This is a genomic window from Streptomyces sp. NBC_00872, from assembly GCF_045161915.1.
Taxonomy (GTDB): Bacteria; Actinomycetota; Actinomycetes; order Streptomycetales; family Streptomycetaceae; genus Streptomyces.
In genome coordinates, this window is the sequence record NZ_CP108806.1 from 7,173,473 (window position 1) to 7,194,239 (window position 20,767).

General features: G+C 69.4%; 17 protein-coding genes. 5 read left to right on the forward strand and 12 right to left on the reverse strand.

The window, feature by feature from the left end:
* Nucleotides 1-146: 146 nt before the first annotated feature.
* Nucleotides 147-638 (forward strand): PhzA/PhzB family protein, encoded by a 492-nt coding sequence (locus OG214_RS30680; protein WP_363080446.1) that lies wholly within the window; start codon nt 147-149, stop codon nt 636-638.
* A 98-nt stretch (nt 639-736) separates the two neighbouring features.
* Complete coding sequence (locus OG214_RS30685) at nt 737-1,747, forward strand: methyltransferase (protein ID WP_363080445.1); 1,011 nt, start codon at nt 737-739, stop codon at nt 1,745-1,747.
* Nucleotides 1,748-1,827: 80 nt separating this feature from the next.
* Here the strand turns inward: OG214_RS30685 and OG214_RS30690 are convergent, their stop codons facing one another.
* Nucleotides 1,828-2,265: a winged helix-turn-helix transcriptional regulator gene (locus tag OG214_RS30690; RefSeq protein ID WP_405986558.1), complete on the reverse strand. Its 438-nt coding sequence runs from the start codon at nt 2,263-2,265 to the stop codon at nt 1,828-1,830.
* Nucleotides 2,266-2,435: 170 nt separating this feature from the next.
* Between OG214_RS30690 and OG214_RS30695 the strand changes: the two genes are divergently transcribed.
* Complete coding sequence (locus tag OG214_RS30695) at nt 2,436-3,851, forward strand: MFS transporter (RefSeq protein ID WP_405987663.1); 1,416 nt, start codon at nt 2,436-2,438, stop codon at nt 3,849-3,851.
* 6 nt (nt 3,852-3,857) lie between these two features.
* Here OG214_RS30695 and OG214_RS30700 read toward each other — a convergent pair whose 3' ends face one another.
* From OG214_RS30700 to OG214_RS30745, 10 genes are all read right to left on the reverse strand, one after another.
* Nucleotides 3,858-4,499, reverse strand: a complete 642-nt coding sequence (locus OG214_RS30700) for a hypothetical protein (protein ID WP_363080443.1) — start codon at nt 4,497-4,499, stop codon at nt 3,858-3,860.
* Nucleotides 4,500-4,633: 134 nt separating this feature from the next.
* Nucleotides 4,634-6,862 (reverse strand): FdhF/YdeP family oxidoreductase, encoded by a 2,229-nt coding sequence (locus OG214_RS30705; RefSeq protein WP_405987664.1) that lies wholly within the window; start codon nt 6,860-6,862, stop codon nt 4,634-4,636.
* Nucleotides 6,863-7,086: 224 nt separating this feature from the next.
* Entirely contained in the window at nt 7,087-7,599 is a 513-nt protein-coding gene (locus OG214_RS30710) for an SRPBCC family protein (protein WP_363080441.1), read from the reverse strand.
* A 113-nt stretch (nt 7,600-7,712) separates the two neighbouring features.
* The gene (locus tag OG214_RS30715) at nt 7,713-8,795 is read right to left on the reverse strand and encodes a magnesium and cobalt transport protein CorA (protein WP_382850167.1); all 1,083 of its coding nucleotides are present in this window, start codon (nt 8,793-8,795) and stop codon (nt 7,713-7,715) included.
* Nucleotides 8,796-9,021: 226 nt separating this feature from the next.
* Nucleotides 9,022-10,509: a hydrolase gene (locus OG214_RS30720; RefSeq protein ID WP_405986559.1), complete on the reverse strand. Its 1,488-nt coding sequence runs from the start codon at nt 10,507-10,509 to the stop codon at nt 9,022-9,024.
* 290 nt (nt 10,510-10,799) lie between these two features.
* The gene (locus tag OG214_RS30725) at nt 10,800-11,720 is read right to left on the reverse strand and encodes a hypothetical protein (protein WP_405986560.1); all 921 of its coding nucleotides are present in this window, start codon (nt 11,718-11,720) and stop codon (nt 10,800-10,802) included.
* A 4-nt stretch (nt 11,721-11,724) separates the two neighbouring features.
* Nucleotides 11,725-12,147, reverse strand: coding sequence for a hypothetical protein (locus OG214_RS30730; protein ID WP_382849089.1), 423 nt, complete (start codon nt 12,145-12,147; stop codon nt 11,725-11,727).
* Nucleotides 12,148-12,256: 109 nt separating this feature from the next.
* Nucleotides 12,257-13,399: a DUF4185 domain-containing protein gene (locus OG214_RS30735; protein WP_405986561.1), complete on the reverse strand. Its 1,143-nt coding sequence runs from the start codon at nt 13,397-13,399 to the stop codon at nt 12,257-12,259.
* Between the two features lie 187 nt (nt 13,400-13,586).
* A complete protein-coding gene (locus OG214_RS30740; protein WP_405986562.1) occupies nt 13,587-14,357 on the reverse strand; it encodes a DUF6585 family protein in 771 nt (256 codons plus the stop codon).
* Nucleotides 14,354-15,436, reverse strand: a complete 1,083-nt coding sequence (locus OG214_RS30745; protein ID WP_405987665.1) for a BTAD domain-containing putative transcriptional regulator — start codon at nt 15,434-15,436, stop codon at nt 14,354-14,356. Before OG214_RS30745 ends, OG214_RS30740 begins: the two co-directional genes overlap by 4 nt.
* Nucleotides 15,437-15,619: 183 nt before the next feature.
* On the opposite strand from OG214_RS30745, the gene OG214_RS30750 reads away from it, so the two are divergent.
* Nucleotides 15,620-19,015 carry a helix-turn-helix domain-containing protein gene (locus tag OG214_RS30750; RefSeq protein WP_405986563.1) on the forward strand — a complete coding sequence of 1,132 codons (3,396 nt, stop codon included), beginning with the start codon at nt 15,620-15,622 and terminating at the stop codon, nt 19,013-19,015.
* Between the two features lie 62 nt (nt 19,016-19,077).
* Here the strand turns inward: OG214_RS30750 and OG214_RS30755 are convergent, their stop codons facing one another.
* Complete coding sequence (locus OG214_RS30755; protein ID WP_363080431.1) at nt 19,078-19,419, reverse strand: nuclear transport factor 2 family protein; 342 nt, start codon at nt 19,417-19,419, stop codon at nt 19,078-19,080.
* A gap of 189 nt (nt 19,420-19,608) precedes the next feature.
* On the opposite strand from OG214_RS30755, the gene OG214_RS30760 reads away from it, so the two are divergent.
* Nucleotides 19,609-20,568, forward strand: a complete 960-nt coding sequence (locus tag OG214_RS30760) for an AraC family transcriptional regulator (RefSeq protein ID WP_405986564.1) — start codon at nt 19,609-19,611, stop codon at nt 20,566-20,568.
* Nucleotides 20,569-20,767 lie beyond the last annotated feature (199 nt).

Sequence of the window (20,767 nt, forward strand, 5' to 3'; positions counted from 1 at the left end):
GGGACGGCAAAAGATGTGGATACGTGATACGGGTGTCCAACGGGAGGAAATCGCCGGTTGGACACCCGATGGCCCGGATAAGGTGCTCGGAAGTCGCCAGTGAATTCCTGGCGCCACCCGCCATCGTCCCCCTGTGAGGTCCGGCAATGACTGAAGCCACCGTCGGCAAACCGGCGTCCGACGACGAAGCGGAACTGCGGCGCCGTAACCGGGCCGTGGTCGAGGACTATATGAGCAGGAAGGGCGAGGGGCGGCTGAGCCGCTATCTCCTGTTCACCGAGGAAGGCAGTGGCGGCCTGTACACCGCCGACACCGAGGAGCCGATCGTCTCGCGCGGTCTCGACAAGCTGAAGGCGCACGGCGCGTGGTCGCTGGAATGCTTCCCCGACTGGGTCTGGTACAACGTCGAGATCTTCGAGACACAGGATCCCAACCGGTTCTGGGTCGAGTGCGACGGTGAGGGCGCGATTCTCTTCCCCGGATATCCGCCGGGCCACTACAAGAACCACTTCATCCATTCGTTCCTGCTCGACGACGGCAAGATCGTGCAGAACCGGGAATTCATGAACCCGTACAACCAGCTCCGTGCGCTGGGCATAGAGATTCCGGTGATCCGGCGGGGCGAGATTCCCACCTGAGGCCCGGGGCCCGGTGAAGACACGACGGCCCGGTGAAGAACACGACGGCCCGGTGAAAACACGACGGAGTGACCCCCCGACATCCTGGAGAGTTCGCAGTGAAAGCCGATCTGAAGGCGGCCCAAGAAGTAGTCGAGCTGATCACCGGGGGCTGGCGGGCACAGGCCGTCCACACCGCCGCGAAGCTCGGTCTGCCCGATCACATCGAAGCCGGCCGCACCACCAGCGGTGAACTCGCCGAGGCCACCGGCGCCGAGGAGGAGGGCATCCGCCGGATGATGCGTCTCCTGGTGGCGATGGGCGTGTTCGAAGGGGATCACGAGTCCGGCTACCGGAACACACCGGTGGCCGAGGCGCTCCTGGACCGGCCGGGGACCCTGCGCGACATGTGTCTCCTCTACGGCGAGGAGTTCTACACCGCCTGGGGCAACGCGGTGGAGTGCTTCACCACCCTGACCGCGGGCTTCGAACTCGCCTACGGACAGCCCCTCTACTCGTATCTCGACGGCCACGCCGACCTGGCCGTCCGGTTCCAGCGGACCATGAAGGCCGGCAATCTCTTCTTCGACTACGTGCCGGAGATCTTCGACTTCTCCGGCGGCAAGACCGTCGTCGACTGCGGTGGCGGCAACGGCCACCTTCTCTCCGTCATTCTTGAGGCCGCCCCCGATGCCCGCGGCGCGCTCATCGACCGTGACCATGTGATACCCATCGCCCGCGACTATCTCTCCGGCACCGTCGGTCTCGACCGGGTCGAGCTCCACGCGGGGGACATGTTCAAGGCCGTGCCGCCGGACGGCGACGTCTATCTCTTCTGCCGGGTGCTCGCGGGCTGGTCCGACGACGCCGTCGTGGCGGCCTTCCAGCACTGCCGGCTCGCCATGGCGGGCCCCGGGTCCCGGCTGCTCGTACTCGACCGCACCGTGACCGACAAGGACTCCACGGTGCTGCCCGCGCTGTGGGATCTCCATCTGCTGATGACCAACGGCGGCCGGCACCGCTCCGTCGACCAGTTCCGGACACTTCTCGACCGGGCCGGCTTCGACGTCGAGCGCATCGCGGAACTCCCCATGGAGACCACGGCCCTCATAGCGGCCCCCCGTACCTGAGCGTCCGATCCGCCCCACCGGAACGAGTGCCGGCCGTGCCACACGGCCGGCACTCGTGCGTTCCGGGCCCTGACGGCGGATCAGGAAGCCTCTTTGCCGTACTCCAGCCGGTGGTCGTACTCGGTGCGGGCGACCGCGATCTCGTGCTGGTGCTCCTCCGTCCATGTCACCAGGGCCTGGATCGTGGCATGGAGCGTCGCCCCGAGAGGGGTCAGTTCATAGTCGACGCGCGGCGGAACGACAGGGTGGACGGTCCGCCGGACGAGCCCGTCACGTTCGAGCTGACGCAGGGTCACCGTCAGCATGCGCTGACTGATGCCCTCGATCCTGTTGCGCAGTTCCGTGAAGCGCAGGGTCCGGCGTTCCAGGAGCGCTATGACCAGCAGCGACCACTTGTCCGCGACGCGGTCGAGGATCTGCCGTACCTCGCAGCCTTCGCGCGTGTCCCACTGGAGGATGCCGTAGTCCCCGTCGGTATCCGCGCAGTGCGTCGGTGACTTCGAAGTGCCTTCTTCCATGGCCCGTCAGCCTGCCCGAGGATTCAGACGGTTACAAGTGGGAACCGGCAGGCTTCCGCGTAACCGCCGACGCGCCGCGTGCGCGGACGGATCTCTTCCACCTTTCCCATGCGTACGAGGAGACATCTGTGTCCACCCTGCGATCCCCGTCGGGCAGCGGTACCGACCGTATGACCGGGCGCGCCTGGGGCGTGCTGTTCGTGCTGTGCGGCGCGATCTTCCTGGAGGGCATCGACGTGGCGATGCTCAATGTGGCGCTCCCGTCGATCCGCGAGGACCTGGACATGTCCACGGGCACACTCCAGTGGGTCATGAGCGCGTATGTGCTCGGCTACGGCGGCTTCATGCTGCTCGGCGGCCGGGCCGCCGATCTGTTCGGACGCCGCCGGATGTTTCTGTGCTGGCTGGTCGTCTTCCTGCTCTTCTCCGGACTGGGCGGTTTCGCCACCGAGGGGTGGATGCTTGTCCTCGCCCGGTTCGTGACCGGCGTCGCGGCGGCCTTCATGACCCCGGCCGGTCTGTCGATCATCACCACGAGCTTCGAGGAGGGGCCGAGGCGCAACAAGGCCCTGCTCGTCTACTCCGGCACCGCCGCCGGCGGCTTCTCCGTCGGTCTGGTCGTCGGCGGCCTCCTGGCCGCGGTCGACTGGCGCTGGGTGTTCTTCGCCCCCGTGATCCTTTCCCTGCTCATCCTGGTCACCGCGCTCGCCCTGATCCCCAGGCCGGCCCGCCCCGACCGCGACGGGCGGTCCGTCGACGCGGGCGGCGCGATCACCGTGACGGGCGCCATCCTGCTGCTGGTGTTCGCGGTGGAGCGCGCCACGCACACGGCGCCGATCTGGACGGCCGGCACGGTCGCGGCCAGTCTGCTGCTGTTCACCGCGTTCACCGCCATCGAGCGTTCGTCGGCCTCGCCGCTGGTGCGTCCGGGCATCTTCCGCAACGCCGCGCTCGTCCGCTCCAATATCGCCGGACTGCTCTTCGCCGCCGGGTTCTTCGGCTTCCAGTTCATCGTCGTCCTGTATCTCCAGGAGCTACGTGACTGGTCGACGCTCCAGACCAGTTTCGCGATGATCGTGATCGGCGTCGACGCCGTTCTCTCACCGACGCTCACCCCCAGGCTGGTCGAGAGGTTCGGCAACGCCCGGGTCATCTTCGGCGGACTGGTCCTGGCCTCGCTGTCGTACGCACTCTTCCTGCCGGTCCGGGCGGACTGGACGTACGCGGCCATGTTCCCGAGCCTGATCGTCCTGGGACTGGCCTTCTCCCTCGCGTACGGTCCGCTGACCATCGTCGCCACCGAGGGCATCGCGGAGGAGGAACAGGGCGTCGCCGGCGGTCTGCTCTACACCTCCTTCCAGTTCGGAGCGGCGCTGGGGCTCTCCTCCGTGGCAGCGGTCAATATCGCGGCGACGGACGGCTCGTCCCCGGCGGCGCGGCTCGACGGGTATCAGGCCGCCCTGGTCGTCCCCCTGGTCGCGGCCGTGATCGCCACACTGATCAGCGCGTTCGGTCTGCGCACCCGCGCGGGCGCCGCCGAGGCCGCCCCCGAGGCCGCCCCTGAGGAGCCCGCCTCCGTCCCGTAGAGACGATCAGCTCCCGGGCAGCGAGTAGTGCAGTGAGATGTTGAGCGTGGTGGCGAAGGTGAGATACATCAGCCACAGCCCGGTGAGGACATGGAAGAACCCGAGCGCCCGCTCACCCGGATTGATCACCGCCGGCGCCTTCTCGTTGGAGGTTCCAGCGGGCCGCGTCCGTGCCCCGATCCGGAAGCTGGCGAAGAACTCGCCGACATAGACCCCGGTCAGTCCGGCGAACAGCACCCCCAGGGGCCAGGAGTCGGCCGAGAAGAAGACCACCATGCCCAGCACCGAGATGATGATGAAGGCGATCGACATGAATCCGTTCGGACGGACGTCATTTCCCTGATAGCGGTTCCAGCCCATCGCGAACCAGTGGATGCCGTACGCCGAGAAGGCCAGCGCCGCCGTATAGAGGGCCGGTTCCTTCAGAGTCTCGAACCAGGCGAGGGCGACGAACAGATAGACGCCCGTGATGAACTGACAGAAACCCGGCAGCCAGATTCCCCAGACCCCGCTCGCCCGGTCGACCGAGGTGTTCCGCTCCGGGAACCGGAAGAGTTCCTGCGGTCCGTAGATGAGATAGCCGGTACCGAGGCCGAAGAATCCCAGCACGACGGGCGCGAACGTGGTCGTGGCGAACGAGACGCTCATCGGCGCTCCACTCCGGAGGGGAGTCAGGTCAATTCGATGATGCTGTGCACCCGTCAGCCCCGCAAATGGAGCGGGAGCCGCCCGGTGGAACACGGACCGCCCCGGAACACCGGGCCCCGGGGCGGTCCGTACGGTCAGCTCACCACCCGCCGCGAACAGGGTTCGAGGCGGACGACGACCCCCTTCGACGTCGGGGTGTTGCTGACCTCCGCGACGCTGTCCAGGGGTACCAGCACATTGGCCTCCGGGTAGTACGCGGCGGCGCACCCCCGTGCCGTCGGATACGAGACGAGCCGGAAATCGTCGGCACGCCGCTCGACGCCGTCGTGCCACACCCCGACGAGATCGACCCGGTCGCCGTCGTCGAGACCGAGTTCCCTGAGGTCGGCCGGGTTCACGAGCACGACCCTTCTGGACCCGTGGATTCCGCGGTAGCGGTCGTCCAGCGTGTACGGGATGGTGTTCCACTGGTCGTGCGAGCGCAATGTCTGAAGGAGCAGATGCCCTTCCGGAACCGGCAGCATCCGCAACTCGTTCGTGGTGAAGAGCGCCTTGCCGCTCGGGGTGGGGAACACGCCCTCGTTCACCGGGTTGGGCAGGACGAATCCTCCCGGCTTGACCACGCGCTCGTTGAAATTGTCGAACCCCGGCACGACACGGGCGATCCGCTGCCGGATCTGGTTGTAGTCCGCCTCGAAGTCGTCCCAGGGCACATCCGCCTTCCTGTCGCCCGCTTTCCTCTCACCGAGGGTGCGGCGGGCGAGTCTGCTGAGAATGGCCACCTCGCTGAGCAGCTTCTTGGAGGCCGGTTCGAGACGCCCGTACGAGGCGTGCACCTGGCTCATCGAATCCTCGACGGTGACGAACTGCTCACCACCGGCCTGTCTGTCCTTCTCACTGCGGCCCAGCGTCGGCAGAATGAGCGCGATCTCACCGCAGACCGTGTGCGAGCGGTTCAGCTTGGTCGAGATATGCGCCGTGAGACGGCACTTGCGCATGGCCTTCTCGGTCGTCCGGCTGTCGGGTGTCGCCCGTACGAAATTGCCGGCCAGGGCCAGAAAGATCTTCGCGCGGCCGTCGAGCATGGCCCGGATGGAATCCACCGTGTCCCAGCCGTGCTCGGCCGGAGGGGTGAACGAGAATTCGCGCCCCAGGGCGTCCATGAACGCCGGCGGCATCTTCTCCCAGATTCCCATGGTGCGATCGCCCTGCACATTGCTGTGGCCGCGCACCGGGCAGGCACCCGCCCGAGGTGTTCCGATATTGCCGCGCAGCATCAGGAAATTGACGATCTCCCGGATCGTGGGCACCCCGTACTTCTGCTGTGTCAGACCCATCGCCCAGCAGACGATGATCCGTTCACTGCGGAGCACCAGGTCGCGTACCTTCTCGATCTCCGCGCGCGTGAGTCCGCTGGCCGTTCGCACATCGTCCCAGGACAGCCGTCGGAGATGCCCGGCGAATTCGGTGAAGCCACTGGTGTGGTCCTCGATGAACCGATGGTCGAGCACCGTGCCGGGACGGGCGTCCTCGGCCTCCAGCAGCAGCAGATTCAGCGCCTGGAAGAAGGCGAGATCGCCGCCGACCCGGATATGCAGGAACTGATCGGCGATCCGGGTGCCCCGGCCGATCACACCGCGGACCTCCTGCGGATGCTTGAACCGGATGAGTCCCGCCTCCGGCAGTGGATTCACGGCGACGATATGTCCGCCGTTGAGCTTGGTCCGCTCCAGCGCGGTGAGCATCCGCGGATGATTGCTGCCCGGATTCTGGCCCACCAGAAAGACCAGATCGGAGTGGTGGATGTCCCGCAGGCTCACATCCCCCTTGCCGACGCCCAGCGTCTCGTGCAGCGCGGCACCGCTCGACTCGTGGCACATGTTGGAACAGTCCGGCAGATTGTTGGTGCCGAAGGCGCGCGCGAAGAGCTGAAACACGAACGCGGCCTCGTTGCCGGCCCGTCCCGAGGTGTAGAAGACGGCTTCGTCGGGGGAGTCCAGCCGTCGTAGCTCCTCGGCCAGCAGACCCAGCGCCTCGCTCCAGTTGACGGGCTCGTAGTGGTCCGAACCGGCCCGCTTCACCAGGGGTTCGGTGAGCCGCCCCTGCTGGTTGAGCCATCGGTCCGACTTCCCGGCCAGCTCACCGACCGAATACCGCGCGAAGAACGAAGCGGTGAGCCGCCGTGACGTGGCTTCGTCATTGACGTGTTTGGCGCCGTTCTCGCAGTACTCGTTCCGGTGGCGATGCCCGGGTACGGGGTCCGGCCACGCGCAGCCCGGACAGTCGAACCCCTTGGTCTGGTTCATGTTGAGCAGCGTCAGGCCCGTGCGCCGGACCGTGGTCTCCTCCAGTGAGTACTCCATCGCGTGCACCACCGCGGGCACACCCGTGGCCCAGGTCTTGGGCGGAGTGATACGCGGGTCGTCACCGCTCGGGTCGGCGACCGGTGGTTTTCTCTGCACAAGCGTCAGCCTTTCGCTCGGCACCGCACCCGTCGGGGCCGTGCCACGGGCGGGTAGGTGCCACAGGCGGTCACGTGCCAGGGGCAGTCACGTGCCACGGCTCGGGCGGTACGGCGCGGCCACACTCAGCCCGTGGGCCAGGTCGGAACCCGTGGGCCGCCCAGAGCGGGGTCCGGCCGTACCCGGCCGTCCCGGATCTCACCCCGCCAGCTGCCGGTCTCCCGCCCGTGTCCCTCGATGAATTCCTTGAAGGCCTCCATGCCCCGGTGAACCCGGTGCTCTACGAGGTTCAGCGCGCTCCCGGTCCTTCCGAACATCCCGCTCGGCGCGAGGTCCAGCCGCAGGCTCACCCGTGTGCGCCCGGAGCCGAGGGGTTCGAACGCGATGGTGCCCTTGTGCCGGGGCTCGGTCAGCATCAGCCAGGTCAGACACTCGTCGAGCCGCTGTTCCACGATCTCCGCGTCGAACTCGCGGGTGACCGCGCCGACCCGGGCGATCCAGTGCGTCAGGGTGCGCTGGGGCTGGTCGATGCTCTCCACCCCCTCCAGGAAGCGGGGGAAGCTTTCGAGCTGCGTCCATTGGTTGTAGGCGGTCCGGATGGGAACGTCGACGTCCACCGACTTCTCGATGACGGGCATACGGTCCATTAGATACTCGGACAAATCGCCATGCATGTCGGCGCGCGTGCCACGGAGACCGGTCGGCACGGAGACCGGTTCGCGCGGAGGACGGGCGGACGCGCCCGGCAGGATCAGAGCCAGCCGTTGCGGCGGAAGCTGCGGTGGATCACGAGACAGGCGACGGCGATGACCCCCAGGGCCAGGGGATAGCCATAGGTCCAGCGCAGCTCCGGCATATGGTCGAAGTTCATGCCGTACACCGCGCAGACCATCGTCGGTACGGCGATCACCGCCGCCCATGCCGTGATCTTGCGCATGTCCTCGTTCTGGGCGACGGTCACCTGGGCGAGATGGGCCTGGAGGATCGAGTCGAGCAGGGCGTCGAACGAGGTGATCTGCTCGGTGACCCGGGCCAGATGGTCGGCGACGTCACGGAAGTACGGCTGGATGTCCGGGCCGACCGGCGGCAGCGGCTTGGTGGCCAGCGCGTGGAGCGGCCGGTCCAGCGGTGCCACCGCCCTCTTGAGCTCCAGCAGTTCACGCTTGAGCTGATAGATACGGCCCGCGTCGCTGCGACTGGCGTGCTCGCTGAAGACCTCGGCCTCGGCGTTGTCGATGTCGGTCTGCACGGAGTCCGCCACGGCGAGATAGTCGTCGACGACCTGGTCGGCTATGGCGTGCAGTACGGCGGCGGGGCCCTTGGCCAGCTGCTGGGGGACGGCCTCCAGGGCTTCCCGGAGAGGGCCGAGCGAACCGTGCCCGCCGTGTCTGATCGTGATCACGAAGTCGGTACCGGTGAAGATCATGAGTTCCCCGGTGTCCACCACCTCGCTGGTGGCGGTGAGTTCCTTGTGCTCGACGTAGTGGCAGGTCTTGAAGACGGCGAACAGCGTCTCGTCGTACCGCTCCACCTTGGGGCGCTGATGGGCGAGCACCGCGTCCTCGACCGCCAGCGGATGCAGATCGAACAGCTCGGCGATCCAGGCGAACTCCGTGCCGGAGGGCTCGAAGAGTCCGATCCAGACGAAGCCCTTGCCGGACTTGCGTACCTGCCGCAGGGCCTCGTCCGCCGAGCCGGCGTCGGGCTGCCGCGCGCCCTCCTCGTAGATCACGCAGTTGACCACCGTGCTGCCCAGCGGGGAGCGGGCCGGGTGGCTCAGATCCACTTTCCGGCGGTAGGCGCGGCTCACCGCACGGTGGAGATTGCGGATGATCGGCACGGCGGGGCTCCTTCGGACAACAGGCCACCAGTGTGCCACCGGCCGTTGTGGAACCACTCCGCCGGACAGGACCTGGCCGCCCGGTTCCCGACACTCGCGGGATACGGGCGGTCCCGTTCCGCGCGAGTGTCCGGACCGGGCGGTCCGCGTTCGTCCGAAGGGCGCCGGTTCATATGGGCCGGTTCACGCGAACCGGCCCATACGAGTCAGCTCACGCGCGTCAGCTCACATTGAGGGCGGTGTCGTCGATGACGAAGGAGGTCTGGAGCTTGGTGCCCTCGACACCGGTGAACTTGACCGTCACGGACTGACCGGCATAGGCGCTCAGATCGAAGCTGCGCCGGGTGTAGCCGGAGGCGGCGTTGAGGTTGGAGTAGGTGGCCAGGGTGGCGAGAACCGTGCCCGAGCTGTTCACCACCTGCGCCTTGAGGGTGTCGTAGGCGGTGGTGCCGGTCTCCGCGGTGTCGATGTGCAGATAGAAGCTGAAGGTCGCGGCGCAGCCGGACGGGGCGGAGACGGACTGGGAGACGGTGTCCGTGCGGGCCGAACCGCGACCGCCGAGCCAGGCCTTGTACGAGCCGGTGCGGGCGGGCTGCGAGCTGCTGTTGGTGATCACACCGCTGGTGGCCGACCACGAGGCGGTGCCGGACTCGAAGCCGGGGTTGGCCAGCAGCTGGGCGGCGGTGCAGGTGCCGCCGTCACCGCCGTCGCCCCCGTCGTCCCCGCCGCCGGTGGTCCCGGAGGCGAGCCACTCGGTGGCGTTGAGCGCGAGCGCGGGATTGGTGGCGCCGGAGTCCCGCCAGCCGTCGTACAGCGTGTTGCCCGACTGGCCGGTGCCGTCGTCGATGGGGGAGCTGTCGCCCCAGAACGCGACCCGGCCGCTGCCGAAGGTGCTGGTGGCGAAGAACGCGCCGGTGTTGCCCGAGTAGCCGGTCCGGTAGACGAGGCCCTTGACGTTGGGGTTGTCGGCGGGCCTGAGGGTGGCGGTGGTGCCGCTGGCGATCAGGCTCTTGGTGACCGTACCGAAGGAACCGTGCAGGACCGGGTTGGTCCTGTCGTTGATCGCGGTGGGGTAGTCGGAGCCGACGGTGAGGGTGTCGACGGAGAAGCCGAAGGGGTTGGTGCTGTCGACGCTGTTGTTGCTCATCAGGTCGTTGATGATCTCGACGGCGTCCTCACCGTCGTTGTTGCGGTCCGCGCCGGTGTGGTCGGCGATCAGGAAGAGACCGCCGCCGGCCTGTACGAACTTCATCACCGCGGTCTTCTCGGCCGAGGTCAGCAGAACGTTCGGCTCCGGCAGGACGAAGCTGTCGAAGTTCTTCAGGTCGGTGGCGCTCGTTGTGCCGTAGGTGATCGAGCCGCTGGACGGCAGCGTCTTGAGGCTGTAGTCGCCGGTCCGCTGGAGCGCCACGCCCCAGGAGGAGAGGGCGCCGGTCCAGGAGGTGTCGGAGGAGGGAGAGGGGTTCTGTCCCAGCGGATCGGGCTGGCTGGTGCTGATGATCCAGTCGGCGTTGCCGGCCGTCTCGGCATGGGCGTTGTCGAACAGCACACGATGGGTGGCCGCCGCGGCGGCGGCCGGCGCCGCCTGGGCGCCCTGGGGCGCGGGGACGGCCTGCGCGGCCTGGGCGGCGGTACCGCCGGCGAGGGCACCGAGAACGACTGTGACGCCGATGAGTCTGCGACGACGGGAAATCCCTGATCCGAGCATCCGTCAAACCTCCGTGTACGAGGGGGGTGGGCGTGCGGGGAAACTCTGCGCGCGTAGACCATCGGACGAACCGCCGCTGGGTGACGAGCCCTTGAACGGTACATGGCAAAAATCCCCCCGGACAATGGGTCCCCGGGGGCACGCCGGTCTCCGCCCGCTTCGGGGACGGCCCGAACAGCCCGGACGGTACGGGCGGCCCGAACGGTACGAGCGGCCCCGACGGCCCCGACGACCCGGACGGTAAGGGCGGCCCGAGAACCGTTCGGGCCGCCCCGACGCGAAAAGCGCCCTCAGTTCGTCCTCTGCACCGCGCAGACCTTGCCCGCGCCGTTGAAGACCGGCCAGGAGAGCGTCTGCCTGTCGTTCCGCTGAGGGCAGCCGCCCCCACGCAGCACCGCCGTGATCGTCATGATCGCGTTCAGGCCGCTCGGCACCTGCGTCCGGTCACAGCCCCAGACGCTGAACAGCCGCCCTTCACCGCGGAGGGACCCGTCGGCCTGCTTGCTCAGTGTCGCGGGGAAGCACTGCCCCGCGGCGAACACGCGGTCGAGGCACAGCGCGATGGAAGATCCGTCGTCGTTGACATGACCCCAGCCCCGTCGGCCCGCGCCCTGCGGGCAGTTCGAGGCGGACGTCGTCACCATGGTCACCTTCGAGAAGGCGAAGGTCGCACCGCAGTCGACCGCGAAAGGCCAGTCGTGGTTCAGCTTGCCCCAGCCGTCGTCGTACACGTTGAGGCAGGTGCCGACGCGGGCGGACGCGAACGCCACGTCGACCGGGTCCGGCGGGTCGGGGGTCGGAGAGGGGCTGGGACTGGGGCTGGCACTGGGAGTGGGGGTGGGGCTGGGAGAGGGTTCCGGGTCCTCCGACTCCTTGTCGTCCTCGTCGGCGGGCGGCGGCTCCCGGTACGGCGCGGGGTCCGTGGAGGGCCCGCCGGAGGGACCCGAACCGATCCCGGTGTCCGCGCGGTTCTGTTCGCCGGTCGACGCCGTCTCCTGCCACGGCTGCCACATGCCGACGAGAATCACGAGGCCCACGAGCGCGGCGAGCGCCGCCGACGAGGCACTCACGAAGTAGGTGGTGTTCATGTCACGGCCGGCCACCCTGATCCGGGACTGGCCGTCCCCTCGTACATCGATTCGTGTCCCGCTGTCGCCATTGCCGCCGGCGTCGCGGTCCGAACCGTCCGGGGTCCTTCCGGAGTAGCTCAAACGATCACCCCTTGGTGATGTTGATGTCCCGCCCGGACATGGTGATGTGGGAGCTCCCCGACGCGTTCGCGGTCAGAGTGACGGCACCGGCCCGAGGTCCCTCCTCGCGGACGGCGGGCCACGACTCGTCGATCAGCCGCTGGAGTTCGGGCACCATCTCCGGATTGGCGACCAGCAGCCGCCGCAGCCGCGCCTGCCATTCTCCGACGAGTTCCAGCTCGGCCCGCTCGTCCCCGTTCCGCCGTGCCACGAGCACCTCGTCGCGTGTCTCGCCCAGCTCGGCCACCACCGTGTCCGCCCGCTCGGGGTGCACCCGGCGCCACAGCTCGCCGATCGCCTGCCGCGCTCCCTCCCACCCGGCCGTCGCCACTCCGCTGACCACCGCCGACGCGGCCAGACCCGCCAGTTCCGCCAGTTCCAATTCCATTGGCGCACCCCTGCGTTCGCTCGATTTCCTGGGTCAACGTGTATATCGCCCGAAGGGGAGAGGCGTCCCTCGATTTGAGGAGCCCCAGAGCAAGAGACGCCCGCTCCGGTCACGGATTGATGCCGTCGAACTGCAGCACCCTGTACGGCTGCCCCAGGGTGCCGTTCCACTGCGACACGAGCAGGGTCAGCGAGGTCGCGCTCGCGCTGCCGGGGTGGATGTAGCCGCCGTAGAGGTTGGGCACCGTCAAGGCGGTGATCTGCGGGACCGGGATGCTCCACGGGGCGTCGGGGCGGGGAGCGGTACGGGTGCAGATCGCGCCCATGTCGACGTCGAAGTAGCTCATGCAGTAGGTGCCGCCGATCCGCTTCACGGAGAATTCGCCGGTGTTGTGGCCGGTCAGGATGACCGACGGCGGCGCCGCGGTGGTCCACTGCCAGGAACCGCCGAGATGGGCCCAGTTCTGCTGAGCGCCGAAGTCGCCGGCGCGGAAGTCGTCCGGCCGGATCCGGAACAGCTGGATGGCTCCCCCGTCGGCGGTGTTCCTGTGGGTGCCGTTCCAGCGCTTGGAGAAGATGTAGAGCCAGCCGTCGGGGTCGATGCCCGCGAACGACCACATGCCGTACAGGGACTGGTTCGTACCCTGGGTGTCGCCGGCCCAGTGGTAGTCGTAGTCGTTCCAGGTCACCCCGTAGTCGTCGGAGTAGGCGACACCGGACATCAGCGAACCGTCATAGCCGGCCGGCGGGCCCCAGACGGCCACGGACGTGTACTGGATGTAGGTGCGGCCGCCGAACTCGACGCAGTCGTTGGGGATACGGCTCACCTCGAAGCCGTGCCCGTTGTCCGTGTCGTGCCGGTAATCGAACAGCTGGCCCGCCCGGCCGCCGGTCGGCTGGGCCCAGGTGAACGAGATCGGTGTCGCGCCGGAGGCGTCGAAGTCCGCCTGGTTCAGCATCACCGGGGAGCCGATGTAGTCGCCGCTCTGCCGCGTCCCCGTCCACGAGTCGCCGAAGACATAGCCCCAGCTTCCGTCGTGCTCGCGGTAGTACGGGATACCGAGATCGCTGGAGCCCAGGCCCTGCTGACTCGCCGAGTCTCCGGCCTGGTCGCACAGCGGCGTACCGCGCTGCCCGGCCGCCACGGCTGCCACGGCAGGCGTCGCGGCAGCCGGCAGACCGGCTCCGGCGAGTGTGAGCCCCATACCGGCCTTGAGAACGGAGCGTCGGTTCGGCCGAAAGGAAAGAGACATGGATCAACCTCCGGATGTGTTGGGTACGTTGAGTGTGTTCGGTGTGTTCGGTGTGTTCGGGCGAGTCGGTGTGCCCGGTGGGACTGGAAGCCCGGTGCCGTCAGGGCCGCCTGCCGTAACCGCCTGCCACGCGGTTCTCGGACGCTAGGAGCGGTCGGTGAAATCGCCGTGAAAACGGGGCCGTACCTCAGTCGTCGTCCCGTTCTGCACCGGTCAGGTGCCCGGCGAGGGCGTGGAGGACGAAGACGTTCGGGATCCCGGACGCCACGGATCCCAGCACCTGCCACCGCCCGGCGACACGGATCGCGACGGAACCGTTCAAGATCTCCGTCTGCTGGACCCGCGTCCATCGCAGGGACGTCTCCCTGGAGCCGATCTCGTCCCTGGTGATCCATACGGGGCCGAAGACGAGCCGCGCCCCCTCGGCCAGCGCGGCCAGGGCCCGCGGCACCTGCGCCTCGGTGACGGCCCGGCGGATCTCGGGCCCCCACACCTCCGGGCGGCCGAAGTCGCCGCCGCGCAGCACGATCGGCTCACCCTCGACATCGACGAGCACATGGGCGCGGACGACGCCCTGCGGGGACAGGACTCTGCGCCGGCGCACCACGGTGGTGTCGTAGCGGATGACATGGATCCGCCCGTCGACGGCGGCCGTCATCGCGACCGTCATCCCGTGCTCGTAGAAGTCCAGCCGTGCGCCCGTGTTCGCTTCCGCCCTGCCGTCGGCCCGCCGCGAGCGGGACGCGGCCTCCGCGACGGCCCGCCGAAGCCACCGGATGGCCGGCCATCGGATCGCCTGCCATCGGGTCGCCGCTCCCCGCCCGGCATGTGCGGTGGCTCCGTACGGTTCCGCCCGATAGGTGGCGCGTCGCCTGCCGAGGTGTGCGCGGCCGGCCGCCGCGGAGATCCTCGCCAGCAGCAACTCCTCGTCGCGGTCGCGGGATGTCCCGTCGCTCACGCCGAACCCGCCCGGCCGCGACCGGTGCCCGCGTCGTCCCCGCGCAGGACCGCCCATCGAGCCCGCAGCAGCGGTTCGCCCGGGGCCACCCTCAGCTCGTCCGCGAGCCGCCGGCCGGTGCGGTCGAAGACGGCCAGTGCCTCGGCCCGCCGGCCGCCGCGCCGCAGCGCGCGCATCAGCAGCGCGGCGACCGGTTCGTTCAGCGGCTCTTCCAGGGCCAGGGCGGACAGTCCGGCGATCGCCTCGGCGACCCGGCCGAGTTCCAGCTGCCAGTCCGCCTTCCGCTGCGCCAAGGCGACCCTGCGCCCGGTGAGCCGCAGCCGTTCCGACTCGGCCGACGGGCCGGGCAGGCCGGCCAAGGGCTCACCACGGAACAGCTCCAGCGCCCGGGAGCACAGCCGTACCGCCTCGGTCAGATCACCGGCGCGCTCGGCCGCCCCGGCAGCCGTGACGAGTTCCTCCACGCACGCCACGTCCACCTCGACCACATCGCGGACCAGTCCGTAGCCGTACCGGTCGCGCCTGATCACCGAGTCCGGGCACTCCCCGGTGCGCAGGCTCTTGCGCAGCCGGTACACATAGACCGGTACGACGTTCCCGCCCGGCGACTCCGTCCCCCATACGCCGTCCAGCAGTTGCCGCCGGCTGACCGACCGGTCGGGGCTCAGCGCCAGCGCCGCCAGCACGGCCTGCTGGCGGACCGGGCCGACGTCCACGGGCCGCCCGGCGAGCCGCACCCGCAGTGGGCCGAGTACGGAGACCCGAAGCCATGGACCGGATGCGGGTCCCGTCCGTGCCGGGAAAGCGGCCCCCGGCACCGCCGCCTGCCCGCGCGGACCCAGGCCGGGTACGACCAGACCGCAGTCGAAGGCGTGCACGATGGCGGCGGCCCGGTTCCGCAGACCCAGCTTCACCAGGACGCCTCCCAGCCGGCCGGCCACCACATCTTCGGGCAGGGCGAGGGTGTCGGCGATCTCGGCGTCCTCCAAGCCGCATCCGAGCGCGTGGAGCACCTCGCGCTCCTGAGCGGTGAGGGCCGTGACACCCGGGTGCCCCTGGGGGGCGGTCATCGTCGGCATGGCGGTTCCCCGTTCTCCGGACCGGTCGATCCGCTCGACCCGGTCGATCACGTCGATGCCTTCGAAGGTGGCCCGGTGGAGGAACCGTGGACAGGACATCGAACCGGTCATATGTGGCCGGTGGCCGCGCTAGAGTCCCCCACCTGCGAAAAGGCGATATCCCAGGGGAAAGGGCCGTGATTTGTGGCCGGTGAGTTCGGCGATGTGCTGCGGCGGCTGCGGGTCCGGGCGAGGCTGACCCAGGAGCAGTTGGCGGAGCGTTCCGGGGTGAGTGTGCGCACCATCCGCGGCCTGGAGACCGGCAGACGCTCCAACCCGCGCATGACGACGGTGCAGGAGCTGGCCGAAGCGCTGCCGCTACGGCCCCGGGAGCACGAGGAGTTACTCGACGCCGCCGTCCGCCGGAACAGGGCCGGCGGCCGGCGGGACGACTCCGCCACGGGAGAGCCGGATCCGGAGGAACCAGGATCCGAAGAGCAGTCGGGTCCGCGGGAACCGGGCGCGGAGGCAGCGGAGGCACCGGGTTCCGCCGCCCTGCGCCCGGAACCGGCCACGGAGGAAGCACGATCGGAGGACCCAGGGCCGGCGCGGCCGGCCTCGGGACAGTCGCCTTCCGGACAGTCGCCTTCCGGACAACCGGCCTCAGGACAACCGGCGTCGGCAGCGCATGACGCGTCGGCGGACGCGACCGAGCAACTCGCGAAGGCCGTGGCCGCGCGCTGGCAGCGCGAGGAGGAACACCGGCAGATCCAGGACCCGTTCCCGCTGCCGGTCCGCTGGCGGGCGGCCCCCGAGGAGCTGACCGACCACTGGGCCAACATCCTCCGTCTCCCGGCGGGAGCCGCGGCCGACCCGCTGGACCTGGACGGCGGGCTGGACGACATCGCCGAGCGGTACGGGCGCATCCCGTCCGGGCGACTGGTGGTGCTGGGGCGATCCGGCTCCGGCAAGACCATCCTGGCCCTGCGCTTCGTCCTCGACCTCCTCATGTCACGGACCCCCGCGGACCCCGTCCCGGTGATCTTCAGCATCGGCGCGTGGAACCCCACCGCCGTCACCTTGCGGGAATGGCTGACCAGCCAACTGACCCGCGACCACCCCGGCTACGCCGCCCAGGGCCCCGGCGGGGCGACCCTCGCCTCCGCCCTGGTCGAGTCCGGCCGCGTACTCCCGGTCCTGGACGGCTTCGACGAGATGGCCGACGGTCTGCGCCGCCCCGCGCTGGAGGCCCTCAACGCGACCACCCTCCCCCTGCTGCTCACCAGCCGCCCCGCCGAATACGCCGCCGCGGTCGCCGAAACCGATGTGCTGACCTCCGCCGCCGCGTTCGAACTCACCGACCTCACCCTTGACGACCTGGAGAACTACCTCCCCCGCACCACCCGCAAGCCCGGCCGCGCGGACCCCACCGCGAACGCCTGGAAGCCCGTACTGACCGCACTGCGCCGGCAGCCGCAGGACGAGGGCCGGCCCGCACACCCCCTCGCCGAGGTCCTGGCCAACCCGCTGATGGTCGCGCTCGCCCGCACCATCTACAGCGACACCCCCGACCACGACCCGGCCGCACTCCTCGACACCGGGCGATTCGGCGGCCGGGAGGAGCTGGAAGACCATCTCCTGGACAACTTCATCCCCACCGTCTACCGCCGGCGGCTCCCGCAGGCCCCGGGCGCCCGGCCTCGCCCCGCCTTCGACCCCGAGCGCGCCCGTCACTGGCTCGGCTGTCTCGCCGACCACCTCAACCGCCTCGAAACCCCCGACCTTGCCTGGTGGCGGCTCGGCAGCGGCCTGCGCCGCTCCACCCGCACCCTGGTCACCGCGGTGGTGACAGGACTGGTCATCGGCCTCGTCGACTTCGCCATCGTCATCGCCCTCGGCGTCCCGTTCCCGTTCCCGATCGTGGACGGGACGACCGTCGGACTTCTTTCCGGACTCATGTTCGGGCTCGCGCACTGGCTCACGTTCGCGGTCAAGGACATGCCGCTGACACCGTCCGTCGTACGTCTGCGAATCCGCGGCGGGCCAGGGACGATCCGGTGGAGGACCGGCCCCCGGCTGGTCATCGGGATGCTGGGCGGACTGGTCTTCGGCTTCGGCTACGGACTCGTCGTCGGTGTGATGAACACCAAGCCCGTCTGGAAGACCAGCCTCTCGACCGTGCTGCACGTCGGTCTTGTCGACGGGATCGTCTACGGCCTGGCCTTCAGCGCCGGCGCCGGATTCACCTTCTGCCTCCTCGGCCTGCTGGAAACCCCCCCTCGACATCCGCTCCGCCGTCCACCCACGCGGCCTCCTGAAGACCAACCGCGCCACAGTGACCACCCAACTGCTCGTCTGGGCGCCCACCTTCGGGTCGGTGGTCGGGTTCGGAGCCGGAGCGGTGGTCGACCTCCTGCAGGGGTCACTGGGTCCGCTCGTCTGGAACCCCGCCGCCGGACTCGTACTCGGGACCATCAGCGGCCTCGGCGGTGCCCTCGGATACGCGCTCACCATGACCGCCTGGGGCCAGTGGCTCGTACTCTCCCGGATCTGGCTGCCCTTGACCGGACGTCTGCCCTGGGCCGTCGTCACCTTCCTCGACGATGCCTACCGGCGCGGCGTACTGCGCCAGGCCGGTGCGGTCTACCAGTTCCGCCACGCCCGGCTCCAGCACCACCTGGCCCGGTCCCACCGAACAGTCCCCGCCGCCGGCCGGCCGGCCCGTCGGAGACAGCGCGTCCGCCGGATCGCGCTTCACGACGATTTCATCGCTCCTCCCTAACGTCAGGGCCGTTCCACCAGCGACCACCAGATCATCGGACCCCGGGGGAGAACCCAATGCGGAACATCGACCGACTCACACGCCGCGCCAGGACCGTGGCGCTCACGGTGGCGATGACGGCCGCCGCCGCCATCGCGCCCACGGCCGCGCACGCCGAGGCCCCCAACCACTACTACCTCGAACTCGGCGGCACCGGCTCCGCGACGGCCGCGCCCGGCTGCACCGCGACGTACTACTACGCCAACCAGCACCTGGACGGCGGCATCCCCGTCCCGGTCTGCTACCCGGCCAGCGCAGGACCCTGGCTCAACGGGCAGAACATGCCGGACCTGACCGCGCCGAGCTACGACAGCAGCGTCGCGCAGGGCTACAGGAACCTCCTGGCCGCCGCCGAGGAGACCCACCGTGACGACCCGGCCGCACGCCTCACGATCGTGGGGTACTCCCAAGGCGCGCAGGCCGCCGACCAGGTACTGGAGACGATCGCCGACGGCGGCACCGACATCCCGCGGGAACTGGTCAACGGCATGCTGTACGCCGACCCGAAGCAGCCCGGCACCGGCCTGTGGGCCAAGGTGCCCAAGGGCCTGGGCGCTCTCGGCTTCACCTCCCCCGGCCCCGGCCCCGAGAAGTTCCCGGGCGTCCCGGTCGCCCGCTTCTGCATCCGCACCGACCTGGCCTGCGACGCCACGGCACCCGTGTCCGCCTACAACTTCTTTCTCACGGACACGCACAGGCGCTACGCGAACGACGGGAACGTCATGACCCGGACCCTCGCGAACGACGGGGCCGACGGGGTCTTCTGGTACGAGTCCTGACGTCGCCCAGGACACGGCACGTTGTCCGGGCAGTGGCAGTGGCCCCGTGGCCGTGACCGTGGTCAGGGGGCGATCGTGAGGTCCCCGATCAGACCGGAGCGCAGCGTGAAGCGGTAGCGGAGATCGACCCGCCCGCCGGGGAAGTCGCCCTCCAGCCGGTTCGTCACGACCCAGTGGGTGTCGTCCAGCCGCTCGGCGCCGAGCCGTTCGGTGGTGAAGGTGAACTCGCTCGCCGCTGTGCCGAGCCATGTCCCGATGGCGGCGGTGCCGGTGCGGGTGACGCCCTCGTCGGTGACGGTGGCGCTCTCGTGGAACGTCGAGAGGGCGGTCGGGGTGTCCCGTACGTGGTGAGCCTCCAGATAGCGGTTCACCACGTCGGGCAGCTCGATGGGATTGGCGTTCATGGCAGTCGCAGCTCACTCTCGGTGAAACCGGGCATGGTTCCTCGGTCTCGGGACGCTGTCAGTGCCCGGCCGATCCGGAACACCTGACGCCTTCGACGTTAAGGCCGTCCGGCGAGACGATCCATGCCTGAAAGTCTCGCTTCCTTGACCGTACGTCTCGCACAACCCCGCCGGGGTAGAGTCTCAGTCATGGATGTCGTCAGTGACGCGGTGGCTACGATCCGGACCGGCCGCCCGCGCTCGGCACGTACCCACCTCACCGCGCCCTGGGGCCTGCGCTTCACGCCGACCAGTGGTCCGGGGTTCCATGTGGTGCTTGAGGGCGGGTGCTGGCTGCTGTCGCGCGACGCCGCACCGGTGGCTCTCGCGGCGGGCGACGTGGTGTTCGTCTCCCACGGGCAGGAGATCGCCCTCGCCGACCACCCTTCCCGTGCGCTCGTCGACGCCACCGAGGATCTGGACGACGCCTGGATCCCCCGTAGCGAAATTCAGCGCGCGGAGGCCGCCACCGTACTCATCTGCGGTTCCTACCAACTCAGCCGTGCCCGCCCACACCCGCTCCTGGCGGAGCTCCCGGACGTCATCCACCTGCCCGCACGCGTAAGCAGGCAGGCTCCCCTCTCCGCCGTCGTCGCCCTCCTCGGCGACGAACTCGACGAGCGCAACCCCGGTTCCGACGCCATCGTCTCCGGTCTGCTGGACACGATGCTGCTGTACATCCTGCGTACCTGGTACAAGGAGCGGGCCCAGGGCGCCACCACCGGCTGGGCGGCGGCCCTGTCCGATCCGGCGGTCAGCACCGCACTGCACCATCTGCACCGCGACCCCGTCCACCCCTGGACAGTGGAAGAACTGGGCGCCCGCGCAGGGCTGTCACGGGCGGCGTTCGCCCGGCGCTTCACCACCCTCGTCGGCAAACCACCACTCACCTACCTCGCCTGGTGGCGGATGACCTCGGCCGGCGCCCTGCTACGCCTCGACGACACACCCCTGCACACCATCGCCCGGCTGACCGGCTACACCTCCGAATCCGCGTTCAACCGCGCCTTCAAACGCGAGTACGGAAAAGCCCCCGGCGAATACCGCCGCGAGCACCTTCACCCCCACGCTGAATCCCCCGCCAAAACCAGCCCCGCCACTGGGCGGTAGCCGCGAAAAGCACCCCGCGGCTCGCGCGGTCCGGGGGAGCGCTGTCCCTGGACGCTGAGATCCGGCGGTACATCCGGCTGGTCAAGAAGTCGGACACGGCAGACAGGCCCCGGTGGTCTTCCGCGCTGCTGGTGGCGGGCGATGACTCCGACAGGGCGAGGCGCCGGCCGGCGCTGCCGGCCCTGGCCGCGGGCCTCGG

Coding starts and splice junctions, on each gene's coding strand:
- OG214_RS30680 (WP_363080446.1), top strand. CDS start 147: ATGACTGAAGCCACCGTCGGCAAACCGGCGTCCGACGACGAAGCGGAA.
- OG214_RS30690 (WP_405986558.1), bottom strand. CDS start 2,265: ATGGAAGAAGGCACTTCGAAGTCACCGACGCACTGCGCGGATACCGAC.
- OG214_RS30695 (WP_405987663.1), top strand. CDS start 2,436: ATGACCGGGCGCGCCTGGGGCGTGCTGTTCGTGCTGTGCGGCGCGATC.
- OG214_RS30700 (WP_363080443.1), bottom strand. CDS start 4,499: ATGAGCGTCTCGTTCGCCACGACCACGTTCGCGCCCGTCGTGCTGGGA.
- OG214_RS30705 (WP_405987664.1), bottom strand. CDS start 6,862: ATGGAGTACTCACTGGAGGAGACCACGGTCCGGCGCACGGGCCTGACG.
- OG214_RS30710 (WP_363080441.1), bottom strand. CDS start 7,599: ATGCCCGTCATCGAGAAGTCGGTGGACGTCGACGTTCCCATCCGGACC.
- OG214_RS30720 (WP_405986559.1), bottom strand. CDS start 10,509: ATGCTCGGATCAGGGATTTCCCGTCGTCGCAGACTCATCGGCGTCACA.
- OG214_RS30730 (WP_382849089.1), bottom strand. CDS start 12,147: ATGGAATTGGAACTGGCGGAACTGGCGGGTCTGGCCGCGTCGGCGGTG.
- OG214_RS30735 (WP_405986561.1), bottom strand. CDS start 13,399: ATGTCTCTTTCCTTTCGGCCGAACCGACGCTCCGTTCTCAAGGCCGGT.
- OG214_RS30745 (WP_405987665.1), bottom strand. CDS start 15,436: ATGCCGACGATGACCGCCCCCCAGGGGCACCCGGGTGTCACGGCCCTC.
- OG214_RS30755 (WP_363080431.1), bottom strand. CDS start 19,419: ATGAACGCCAATCCCATCGAGCTGCCCGACGTGGTGAACCGCTATCTG.
- OG214_RS30760 (WP_405986564.1), top strand. CDS start 19,609: ATGGATGTCGTCAGTGACGCGGTGGCTACGATCCGGACCGGCCGCCCG.